Origin of the sequence: Phenylobacterium sp., assembly GCF_031181185.1 — a bacterium.
GTDB lineage: Bacteria > Pseudomonadota > Alphaproteobacteria > Caulobacterales > Caulobacteraceae > Phenylobacterium.
Genome location: NZ_JAPSKZ010000138.1, coordinates 1 through 9,539 on the forward strand (window position 1 = coordinate 1; position 9,539 = coordinate 9,539).

Sequence of the window (9,539 nt, forward strand, 5' to 3'; positions counted from 1 at the left end):
CAGTCCAGCCAGCCTGGCGATGACGACGTGAACATCGACCAGCAGGGCCGCCAGGGCGGCATCAACCAGAACACCCATCACCAGGGCTACCAGCAGGACCGCTGACATGCCGGACAAGCACCCGAACACCGACCGCTACGGCGGCCCCGGCGCCTCGCACGAGGACCGCACCGAACCCAAGCCCAAGCCGCAGCAGACGCGGCAGAAAGGCGAGCCCACCAACACCGCCTTCTCGGGCGTGTCGAGCGGCGGCGGCGAACGCGACCGCCACCACTCGCACGACCCGGACCACAAGGCCGACCGCCAGCAGAACAGCGAGCAGCGGGCCAAGCACGAGACGCCCGGACGCCAGACGCACTAGGTGTCGTTCCCCGCGGCCGGAGCTTCTGCTCCGGCCGTTCTTTTTACGCGAACCCTCAACCAAATGGTTGACAATCGGCCAGGCGAACACATATTCAACCGCATGGTTGATATAGAAGCCGCCAAGCTCGACGCCGTGTTCCACGCCCTCGGCGACGCCACGCGCCGCCGTATGCTGGCCAGCCTCGCCGGCGGCGAACGGACTGTGGGCGAGCTGGCCCAGCCGTTCGACATGTCGCTGGCCGCCGCCTCCAAGCACATCAAGGCGCTCGAGAACGCAGGCCTCGTCCGACGCACTGTCGTGGGTCGCACCCACCGCTGCCGCCTGGAGGCCCGGCCGCTCGCCGAGGCGCACCGCTGGCTCGGCTTCTACGAGAAGTTCTGGAACAGCCGCCTCGACGTGCTCGAGGGCCTGCTGCGCCAGGAGCAGCACTCGAACAACGAAGGAGATGGTGATGAGTGAAGTCCTGGACGGCGGCTACGGCGTGCTCGCCGAGCCTTTGACGCTGAAGATCCAGCGGCGCCTGCCCGGCCCCATCGATCGGGTCTGGGCCTACCTCACCGAAAGCGAGCTGCGCGGCCGGTGGCTGGCCCGCGGCGCCATGGAGCTGAAGGAAGGCGGCCGGGTGGAGCTCGTCTGGCGCAACGACGAACTCTCGGACCTGCCTGCGGCGCGCCCGGAAGGCTTCGCCGAGGAGATGCGGATGGAGACCACCGTCCACCGCCTCGACCCGCCGCGGCTCCTGGCGTTCGGCTGGGCCGACGGCAGCGAGGTGACCTTCGAACTCGAGCCCCGGGGCGCCGAGGTGCTGCTGACCGTCACCCACCGCCGCCTGCCCGATCGCGCCACCCTGCTGAAGGTGGCCGCCGGCTGGCATGCGCACCTCGACATCTGGGTCGACCTGGCGAACGGACGGGCCGCCCAGCCCTTCTGGCCGGCGTGGCAGCGGCTGCACGCCGCCTACGACGCGCGCCTAACCTAGTTCGTCGCATTACCGAGGGTTCACTGGCCCGGACGGCGCCCACTGGTTTAAGTCGGGACCATGCTCAAGCTCTTCGTCTCGACGGGCCTCGCGCTCGTCCTCGCCCTGCCCGCCGCCGCCCAGGAGTACCCGAAGAAGATCCCGGCGCCGGGCGGGCACGCGCTGATCCCGGCGCCGGGCGCTCAGCGCGCCTACGACGACTACAAGTACGCGCCGGCCCGCCGCGTCGGCGACTTCCTCTACATCTCGGGCGTGATCGCGGGCCCGGCGCCGAACGAGGGCCGCGACGCCGAGGCTTTCAAGGTCCAGGTCCGCCGCGCGTTCACCCACATCAAGCGCACGCTCGACGCCGAGGGTCTCACCTTCGCCGACGTGGCGATGATCAACACCTTCCACGTCTGGAACGGTCCCGGCTTCACCGGCGCCCGCGACGAGCAGTTCGCCGCCTTCAGCGCCGCCAAGGACGAGTTCATGTCCGCCCCGCACCCCGCCTGGACGGCGGTCGGCACGACCGGTCTTCTGTCCGACAACGGCGTGGTCGAGATACAGATGATCGCCTACGCGCCCCAGAAGCGCTGACCTAAGCGCTGACCTAAACGCTGGGCGGGCGCTAGGTCGGCCAGGCGCTGATCGCGCCCCAGGGGTGCTCGAACTGCAGGGCCACGAACCGAGCGGTGAGCTCGCCATAGGCCGTTCGGATCTGGCCGAAGGTGCTCTCGGTCGGATTCCGGACGGGCGGCACGACGAGGCGGTCGAAGCGCGCCGGCGGAGCCTGATGCCGCAACACCGTCAGGCCGTGGCGCGAGCGGGTGGCCGCCGGACCCGTCGCCCAGCCTTCAGAGCGGTAGGTGCGCGACCAGCCGTCCAGGGTCGTGGCGAAGGCCATTTCGTCGAAGCCGGGCGTGATCCGTACGCCCACGTCTTCGCGCTGCCAGAACGCGGCGCGGTTCAGCACGACGGTCGCCATGCCGCGCAGGGTCAGGTGGTAGTCGCGTCCGTTGTGGCGCGGATCGGGCGGCGGAAGCCCGAGGCGTTGGGCGGTCGCGCGCATCACCGGCTCGCCGGCGAGCTCCCGCAGCAGGTTCAGCGAGGCCGGCGCCGAGGCGCTGATCCCCGCCGTGGTGGTGATCGGTCCGTCGCTGACCCAGCGGCGATCCTGCCGCCAGGCCACCTTGGGGTGCGCCTTGCGCATCTTGCCGACGCTGAACCAGTGGACCGTCGCCTCGCGGCCGTCGAGCAGTCCCGTCTTGGCCAGCACCCGCGCGCCGTTGCAGATCGACATGATGCGGGCCCCGCCGCGGGCCTGCGCCCGAAGCCAATTCAGGACGGCCCGGTCGTCCTCGTCGCGCAGGGCCGGGACGATCACGACATCGGGGCCGTCCGGCCGCAGCCGCGCCAGCTCGGCGAAGGTCGTCTGCGGCGCGACCCAGGCCACGCCTGGCATCAGCCGCACCGGCCCGGCGCTGGGCGCCACGATCTTCACCTCCACCGCGCCGCTTTCCGCCAGGATCGCATAGGGGGTGAAGGCGTCGGTGATCTCCGTCCCCTCGGGTTCCGCCAGGATCACCACCAGGGGCTTGGCCGCTGCGCCCGTGGCCAGGGCGAACGCGGCCGCCAATCCGGCAAGCAGGCCTCGCATCAGGCCGGCTCCATTCGCGCGGCTGCCTCCACCGCCGCCCGCGAGCGCGGCATGGCGGCGGCCTGCATCCGCCCTTGCACCTGCGCGAGGATCTCGGGCCGCGCCAGTTCGGGCCGGCCGGACTCGAACGGCGGCGCGGGCGCATACTCAAGACCCAGCTGCACCGCCTCGGCGTAATCGCGCCCGGCAAGCTCGGCCATCAGGGTGAAGGCGAAGTCCAGGCCGGCGGTCACCCCGCCGCCGGTGATGACGTTGCCGTCCCGCTCGACGCGGGCCTCCGAGACGGTCGCTCCGAAGGGCGTCAGCAGCTCGCGCCAGGCCCAATGGCACGCCGCCCGTTTGCCGCGGAGGAAGCCCGCGGCCCCGAGGATCAGCGAGCCGGTGCAGACGCTCGTCACATACTTCGCGCCGGCGCCCAGTCGGCGGATCTCGCGCATGAAGGCCTCGTCCAGCATGGCGTCGTTGCAGCCGAAGCCGCCCGGGACCAGCAGGACGTCGCAGCGCTCGACGGCGGTCAGGTCGGCGAGCTTGGTGAAGGTCAGTCCCTCGGCCTCGATGTCCTGGCCTGCGACCGATCCCACGACGATCTCCGCGTCGGGCGTCCGCGCCAGGACTTGGTGCGGGCCGGTGAAGTCCAGGTGGGTCACGCCCGGATACAGGGCGATCACGATGATGAGCTTGGACATTGGGCAGCGGCCTCCGGCTGTTGACGTCGGCACCCTAGGCCTGCCAGGGTCTGGCTGAAATGCCATTGATCCCTCAATAGCTGCCATGCCTCGTCGCCTCGGCCTCGTCATCTTCCCCGGCTTCCAGATCCTGGACGCCGCCGGCCCCATCGCCGCGTTCGAGATCGCCGGCCGCTACCGCCCCGGCGCCTACGACCTGAACGTCCTCTCGCCGGGCGGCGGGGCGGTGCCCAGCTCCTCGGGCGTGCCGCTGGCGGCTCAGGACCTGGATGACCAGCCGTGGGACACCGTCATGGTCGCCGGGGGCGACGGCACGCGCGCGTTGCCGGAACTCATCCGGATCGTCGCCTGGCTGAAGGCCGCAGCGCCCACCGCGCGCCGGATCACCAGCGTGTGCTCAGGCGCCTATCTGCTGGCCGAGGCGGGCTTGCTCGACGGGCGCCGCGCGACCACTCACTGGGGCCGCACCGACGATTTCGCCCGCCGCTATCCGAAGGTGAAGCTGGAGGCCGACCGGATCTTCATCCGCGACGGACAGGTCTGGACGTCGGCCGGGATCACCGCCGGCATCGACCTGGCCCTGGCGCTCGTCGAGGAGGACCTCGGCGTCGAGATCGCGCGTCGCACGGCCCAGCAGCTGGTGGTGCACCAGCGCCGCCCGGGCGGACAGTCCCAGTTCTCGGCCCTGATCGACCTGGGCGGCCGCACCGGTCGCTTCGCCGAGCTGATGGACTGGATGCGGGCCAATCTCGCGCGCCCGCTCACCGTCGAGGAACTGGCCGAACAGGCCGCCATGAGCCCCCGCAACTTCGCCCGCGCCTTCACGGCCGAAACCGGCACGACGCCGGCCAAGGCGGTCGAGCGCCTGCGCCTGGAGGCGGCCCGGGCCGAGGTGGAGTCCGGCTCCACGCCCATCGACCAGGTGGCGCGTCGATCAGGCTTCGGCGATCCCGAGCGGATGCGCCGCGCCTTCCTGCGCAGCTTCGGCCAGCCGCCGCAGGCGCTGAGGCGCGCCGCCCGGACCTAGCCTCAGGAGGCGGTGGCGTCGGTGGAGGCCGCGTCGAGCGCCGCCGAATCCGCGGACTTGGCGGCGGCCGGCTTCGCCATCGCGGGCGTAGCCTTTACGTCCGCCGAAGCGGGCGCGCTGGTCGCTTCAGCCGGCTGGGCCGAGGCGGCCTCCGCGGCAGGCGCGATCACCGTGACCGCATTGGTCAGCCGGTACTCCAGCGGCTTCTCGGGCAGGCCCGAGGTCAGCACCGCAGGCTGCAGCGCCGGTTGGCTGGCCTGCTGCACGGCGCGCCGCGGGTTGAACTTGTAGAAGACGTGCATGCCCACTTGGGCCACGCGGCGCATCTGCGGGCCCCAGGCCGGCGCCACGCCGGTCGTGTGGAAGTGGGTGGCGGCGCCGACGTCGGCGATCGCCGCGCCGGCCAGCGCCCGGGCGGCGACCTTGCGGGCGCGCTTCCAGGCGCTGAGCTCGCGGCCTCCGCGCATCGAGCCGTCGCAGGCGAAGCTGAACTGGCAGCCGGTGCGGCGGCCCGCACCCTGGAACACCACGCCGCAGACGGTCTTCGGGAAGGCCGGGTGCTTCACCCGGTTCATGACCACCTGAGCGACGGCGAACTGCCCCTTCGGGCTCTCGCCCCGGGCTTCGTAGTAGACCGCCTGGGTCAGGCACTCGAGCTCCCGCTGGGCGGAAACCTTACCCTTCGCCGGCTTGTTCTCGAGGCGCTCGGTGAGCTGCGCGAGCTGGCGCGCCTGGGCGCCTGGCGCCGGCTGCTCGGCCAGACGCAGGACATTCGCGTCCTGCAGTAGGGCGTTCGAATAGCCGCCGGCAGCGGCCTCGGCGATGCGCTCGACGCGGCTGTGGTTGACGGCGTGTTGGGCCATGCCCCCCGCCAGATAGGCCGCGCCAAGGCTCAGGCCGACGCCTGAGCCGATCAAAGCGGCGCTCATCAGCATGCGCCAGTCAGCGCGTGCCTGCGTTCCAATTTTCAAGACTTCCGGTCCCTGACGGCGAGGGCGACTGGCTGCCCCCCGACAATTGTCGCCACGGTCGCCCCTGCACGTGCTGGAAGCGCCCGGCGGCAGGCCTAGCCCCGGTTCCGTTGTGGGGGCAGGCGACGGCAAATGGTGAAGGATGTATGAATGAACTCACCGGGCTTGGCAAGTCGTTTTTGCACTGCAGCATAGGACTTGAGGCCGCACCCCTGGCTGTTCCGTTCCGATCCATTCGAAAGCTGACTGCGCAAAGGCTGGGCCATTTACCAAGATTGGGGATCTTCAGTGTTCGGCGGCAGATAGTCTTTCAGGCCTGCCAGCTCGTCTTGTTTCCCGCAGCGTTCACCTTAACAGTCACGGGGAAGCTTGAGCGGAACTGAAGGCGCGGCCGAGGTGTTTCCCGCATCGCAACCTTCAGGAGGCCACCATGACCAAGACGCTCCTGCTCGCGGCCGCCGCGGGCATGGCTCTCACCCTCTCCGCCTGCGGGCACAACACCGAACAGAAGGCCGCCACGGGGGCGGTCGCGGGCGCCGTGGTCGGCGGCCCGGTCGGCGCCGCTGCGGGCGCGGCGGTCGGCACCGCCGTCAGCAAGGCCGACGAGAAGCGCTGAGCCGGCGCCGGCGGACGCCAACGTCCGCCGGCTCTTGCCAAGAAGCTTGGCCGTAGGCCTACTCCCCCGCGGGACGGGGGAGTTCGATGCGTCATGTTCTGATCGCGCTCGCGGTGCTGGCTGGCATGCTGGCCGTGGCCGCCAACGCGCGCCAGGGGTTCTGACCCCCTTGAGTCGCCCTTCCCGCGCGGCGTGCTAGTCTACGCCGTAAAGCAAAAGTGGGGAGGCTCCGATGATCCGCATCGTGATCGCGATCATGGCGGCGCTGTCGCTGGCCGGCGCCGCGGCGGGGGGCGCTCAGGCGGCGCCGCAGGACCGGACGGCGACGAACGGCGACGTGAAAATCCACTATGTGGTCGACGGCAAGGGTCCCCTCGTCGTCCTGCTGCACGGCTTCCCCGATTACTGGGCGACTTGGAAGCCGTTGATGGCCGAGCTGAACAAGGCCGGCTGGCGCACCGCCGCTCTGGACCTGCGCGGCTACAACCTTTCGGACAAGCCGGCCGGCGAGGCCGCCTACGCCATGCCAAACCTGATCGGTGACGTGGCTGCGGTGATCCGCGCCGAGGGCGCCGAGGACGCCGTGGTGATCGGCCACGACTGGGGCGCCGCCATCGCCTGGCAGGTGGCGATGAACCGACCCGAGCTCGTGAACCGCCTGGTGATCCTGAGCGTGCCACACCCCGCCGGCTTCGCCCGCGAGATGGCGTCGAACAAGGCCCAGCAGGAGAACAGCCAGTACGCCCGCAACTTCCAGCAGCCGGGATTCGAGAAGAACCTGAGCGCCGAAGGGCTCGCCAACTGGGTCAAGGATCCGGCCGAGAAGCCGGGCTACGTCGAGGCCTTCAGGCGCTCGGACTTCACCGCCATGCTCAACTACTACCGGGCCAACTATCCGCGCGCTGCGGGCGGCCAGACGGCGACTCCGCCAGCCATGGCGACGAACACTCGCGTCAAGGCGCCGACGCTCGTTATCCACGGCATGAAGGACACCGCCCTGAACGCCGCCGGCCACTCCGGGACCTGGGATCACGTGGACGCGGACACCACGATCGTCATGTTCCCGGACGCCGCGCACTTCGTGCAGCACGACGCCCGGGACCAGGTGAACCGCACCGTCCGCGATTGGCTCGCGGCCCGGCGCCGTTAGCGGCCTAGTACTTGGCGCAGAGCAGGTCGCGGATCACGGTCGAGCGGCCGGTGATCTGACCGTCGGGGCCGATGGCCTGCCGGGCCCGCTCGCTCGAATCGTACCAGACGGCCGATCCCAGGCCTTGGCGACGGCAGAAGGTGTCCGCGCCGTGCTTGCCGGCGGCGAGGTCCAGGCCACGCACCGTCGGCCGGGCGAAGAAGACCGTCCGCGTCCCTTCCACGCCGCGGCCGTCGCGGCCCCCGGGGCCGGGAGGTCCCCACGGATCCCCGCCGCCACCTGGGCGGTCGGGCCGGGGCGGACGCGCATAACCGGCCGGCTCCATCGACGAGATCTGCGCCATCATCCCGTACTGGGTCAGGTCCGGCACGTCGCCGCGCACCTCCTGGCAGCGGCCTTCGAACTCGTCGTGCTCGCACACGCGCCAAGGCCCGGAGAACCGGGCGCTCTGCGCCCGGTCGTTGAAGCGCCAGTCGCCCAGGTCGGCCGCCGGCCCGGTGATCGTCACCGAGCGGCCCTGGTAGTTGGGCAGTTCGTACAGCGTCGCCGTGCCGCCGGCGCGCTGCGCGCTGACCGTTCCGGCGCACGCCAGCGCCGCCAGGGCGCCTGCGATCACCGCCTTGCACATCGTCATGTTCAGCCTCCTTCAGCCTTGAAGCCGCAAGGAAGCTTGGCCGCCATGAACCGACCCTGAAGGCGGAGCTTCACCTGGCGTTCAGGCGCTCCGCCTCCCGGCGAGAACCGCCTAGTTCGGCGGGGTGGTCGTGGACGGCGTCGTCGTGGTGGTGCCGCCCGACGTGGAGGTCGTGGAACCCGAGGTCGAGCCGCCAGTCGCCGTGCCCGAAGCCGGCGTCGAGCTGCCAGTGGCCGCCGTCGAGCCGCCTTGCGCGCCGCCGCCCACCGAGCCGCCGGCCGCCATCTGTTGTTGCACCACCTGGGCCAGTTCGGCGGGCGCGGTCTTCGCCTCGCACTGAGCCTGGCCGCCCGTCGACACCGACAGGACGTTGATCGACACACCGCAGACGTTCGCCGCCAGCTGGATGGGGATCTGTGCGTTGACCGGGATGTTGGCCCGGTCGACCTTCAGCCGCACCGACAGGTCGTTCAGCACGTTCTGCAGGTTCACGTTCACCAGGCTGGGGATGCTGCCCAGGCCGCCGCTCGAGCCGCCGCTGGACGTGTTGGCGCTCGTGCCGGTCTGGGCGCCGGCGGTGGTTCCGCCGCTCGTGCCCGTGGTCGTCCCGGCCGTCGTGGAGCCGCCGGACGCCGGCGCATTGGTGGTCGTGCCCGTGCCCGCCGCGGCCTGCGGACCCGTGTTTCCGTCCGAGGCGCAGGCATAGGCGAACGGTAGCGCCAGGCCGGCGATGGCGAGCGTCTTCAGGGTCGTCTTCATTTGGTTTCCTTCCCGCTAGGACCAGCTGCGCTGAAAACGCCGGTCCAGGGTCAAGGTTCAGGCAGCGTCACTTTATGGTCGGGTTCCGGAGATCATCTCCAGGTCGGAAACAATCTTGTCCCTGAACGCGGCTTTGTCTCCACCGCGTGCAGCCTATCTTGACTGTCGACAGCGGCGGCGCGCTCAACCCTGCGCCGCCCGGGAGAGATGACGATGATCGAACGCAGGCCCTTCGCCGACCTCGGCGGCGCCGACCATGGCTGGCTCAAGGCGCGCCACCACTTCTCGTTCGCCAACTACTACGACCCGAAGAAGATGGGCTGGGGCCCGATCCGGGTGTGGAACGACGACGAGATCGCCCCGCAGTCGGGCTTCCCGCCCCATCCGCACGCGGACATGGAGATCATCACCTATGTCCGGCAGGGCGCGATCACCCACCAGGACAGCCTGGGCAACAAGGGCCGCACCGAGGCCGGCGACGTGCAGGTGATGAGCGCCGGCTCCGGCATCCGCCACGCCGAGTACAACCTGGAGGGCGACGTCACCAAGATCTTCCAGATCTGGATCGAGCCGAAGGAACGCGGCGGCCAACCCGCCTGGGGCGCCAAGCCCTTCCCGAAGGGGGATCGCGCCGGCCGCTTCGTCACCCTGGCCAGCGGCCTGGCCGGAGACGAGGACGCCCTGCCGATCCGCACCGACGCCCGGGTCGCTGGC

The 9,539-nt window shown here is 70.6% G+C and carries 13 protein-coding genes; 8 read left to right on the forward strand and 5 right to left on the reverse strand.

The annotated features are described in order from the left end of the window. The first annotated feature begins 106 nt into the window (after positions 1 to 106). The 4 genes from RIF93_RS15205 (at position 107) to RIF93_RS15220 (ending at position 1,922) form a co-directional block, all read left to right on the forward strand. Entirely contained in the window at positions 107 to 361 is a 255-nt protein-coding gene (locus RIF93_RS15205) for a hypothetical protein (RefSeq protein WP_309092293.1), read from the forward strand. A 102-nt stretch (positions 362 to 463) separates the two neighbouring features. Continuing rightward, complete coding sequence (locus RIF93_RS15210; protein WP_309092294.1) at positions 464 to 823, forward strand: metalloregulator ArsR/SmtB family transcription factor; 360 nt, start codon at positions 464 to 466, stop codon at positions 821 to 823. Further along, entirely contained in the window at positions 816 to 1,343 is a 528-nt protein-coding gene (locus RIF93_RS15215; RefSeq protein ID WP_309092295.1) for an SRPBCC family protein, read from the forward strand. The genes RIF93_RS15210 and RIF93_RS15215 overlap by 8 nt, the downstream gene beginning before the upstream one ends. Before the next feature lie 60 nt (positions 1,344 to 1,403). Next, the gene (locus tag RIF93_RS15220; RefSeq protein ID WP_309092296.1) at positions 1,404 to 1,922 is read left to right on the forward strand and encodes a Rid family hydrolase; all 519 of its coding nucleotides are present in this window, start codon (positions 1,404 to 1,406) and stop codon (positions 1,920 to 1,922) included. Between the two features lie 31 nt (positions 1,923 to 1,953). Here RIF93_RS15220 and RIF93_RS15225 read toward each other — a convergent pair whose 3' ends face one another. Continuing rightward, on the reverse strand, positions 1,954 to 2,982 hold the full coding sequence (locus RIF93_RS15225; RefSeq protein WP_309092297.1) for a DJ-1/PfpI family protein: 1,029 nt from the start codon (positions 2,980 to 2,982) through the stop codon (positions 1,954 to 1,956). Further along, on the reverse strand, positions 2,982 to 3,668 hold the full coding sequence (locus RIF93_RS15230; RefSeq protein WP_309092298.1) for a DJ-1/PfpI family protein: 687 nt from the start codon (positions 3,666 to 3,668) through the stop codon (positions 2,982 to 2,984). Before RIF93_RS15230 ends, RIF93_RS15225 begins: the two co-directional genes overlap by 1 nt. 85 nt (positions 3,669 to 3,753) lie before the next feature. On the opposite strand from RIF93_RS15230, the gene RIF93_RS15235 reads away from it, so the two are divergent. Then, positions 3,754 to 4,695, forward strand: coding sequence for a GlxA family transcriptional regulator (locus RIF93_RS15235; RefSeq protein WP_309092299.1), 942 nt, complete (start codon positions 3,754 to 3,756; stop codon positions 4,693 to 4,695). A 2-nt stretch (positions 4,696 to 4,697) separates the two neighbouring features. On the opposite strand, the gene RIF93_RS15240 is transcribed toward RIF93_RS15235, so the two are convergent. Next, complete coding sequence (locus tag RIF93_RS15240; protein ID WP_309092300.1) at positions 4,698 to 5,624, reverse strand: cell wall hydrolase; 927 nt, start codon at positions 5,622 to 5,624, stop codon at positions 4,698 to 4,700. Positions 5,625 to 6,096: 472 nt separating this feature from the next. Between RIF93_RS15240 and RIF93_RS15245 the strand changes: the two genes are divergently transcribed. Next, positions 6,097 to 6,282 (forward strand): hypothetical protein, encoded by a 186-nt coding sequence (locus tag RIF93_RS15245; protein ID WP_309092301.1) that lies wholly within the window; start codon positions 6,097 to 6,099, stop codon positions 6,280 to 6,282. Positions 6,283 to 6,514: 232 nt separating this feature from the next. Beyond that, complete coding sequence (locus tag RIF93_RS15250; RefSeq protein WP_309092302.1) at positions 6,515 to 7,432, forward strand: alpha/beta hydrolase; 918 nt, start codon at positions 6,515 to 6,517, stop codon at positions 7,430 to 7,432. A 4-nt stretch (positions 7,433 to 7,436) separates the two neighbouring features. Here RIF93_RS15250 and RIF93_RS15255 read toward each other — a convergent pair whose 3' ends face one another. Then, complete coding sequence (locus RIF93_RS15255; RefSeq protein WP_309092303.1) at positions 7,437 to 8,066, reverse strand: beta/gamma crystallin-related protein; 630 nt, start codon at positions 8,064 to 8,066, stop codon at positions 7,437 to 7,439. A 111-nt stretch (positions 8,067 to 8,177) separates the two neighbouring features. Next, entirely contained in the window at positions 8,178 to 8,825 is a 648-nt protein-coding gene (locus tag RIF93_RS15260) for a hypothetical protein (protein ID WP_309092304.1), read from the reverse strand. 213 nt (positions 8,826 to 9,038) lie between these two features. On the opposite strand from RIF93_RS15260, the gene RIF93_RS15265 reads away from it, so the two are divergent. Further along, on the forward strand, positions 9,039 to 9,539 hold a 501-nt coding region (locus tag RIF93_RS15265; RefSeq protein WP_309092305.1), incomplete at its 3' end, for a pirin family protein.

What these genes read in the sequence shown, in the direction of transcription:
- RIF93_RS15215 (WP_309092295.1), top strand. Translation starts at nt 816, where the DNA reads ATGAGTGAAGTCCTGGACGGCGGCTACGGCGTGCTCGCCGAGCCTTTG.
- RIF93_RS15240 (WP_309092300.1), bottom strand. Translation starts at nt 5,624, where the DNA reads ATGAGCGCCGCTTTGATCGGCTCAGGCGTCGGCCTGAGCCTTGGCGCG.
- RIF93_RS15210 (WP_309092294.1), top strand. Translation starts at nt 464, where the DNA reads ATGGTTGATATAGAAGCCGCCAAGCTCGACGCCGTGTTCCACGCCCTC.
- RIF93_RS15255 (WP_309092303.1), bottom strand. Translation starts at nt 8,066, where the DNA reads ATGACGATGTGCAAGGCGGTGATCGCAGGCGCCCTGGCGGCGCTGGCG.
- RIF93_RS15220 (WP_309092296.1), top strand. Translation starts at nt 1,404, where the DNA reads ATGCTCAAGCTCTTCGTCTCGACGGGCCTCGCGCTCGTCCTCGCCCTG.
- RIF93_RS15205 (WP_309092293.1), top strand. Translation starts at nt 107, where the DNA reads ATGCCGGACAAGCACCCGAACACCGACCGCTACGGCGGCCCCGGCGCC.
- RIF93_RS15250 (WP_309092302.1), top strand. Translation starts at nt 6,515, where the DNA reads ATGATCCGCATCGTGATCGCGATCATGGCGGCGCTGTCGCTGGCCGGC.
- RIF93_RS15225 (WP_309092297.1), bottom strand. Translation starts at nt 2,982, where the DNA reads ATGCGAGGCCTGCTTGCCGGATTGGCGGCCGCGTTCGCCCTGGCCACG.
- RIF93_RS15235 (WP_309092299.1), top strand. Translation starts at nt 3,754, where the DNA reads ATGCCTCGTCGCCTCGGCCTCGTCATCTTCCCCGGCTTCCAGATCCTG.
- RIF93_RS15260 (WP_309092304.1), bottom strand. Translation starts at nt 8,825, where the DNA reads ATGAAGACGACCCTGAAGACGCTCGCCATCGCCGGCCTGGCGCTACCG.
- RIF93_RS15230 (WP_309092298.1), bottom strand. Translation starts at nt 3,668, where the DNA reads ATGTCCAAGCTCATCATCGTGATCGCCCTGTATCCGGGCGTGACCCAC.
- RIF93_RS15245 (WP_309092301.1), top strand. Translation starts at nt 6,097, where the DNA reads ATGACCAAGACGCTCCTGCTCGCGGCCGCCGCGGGCATGGCTCTCACC.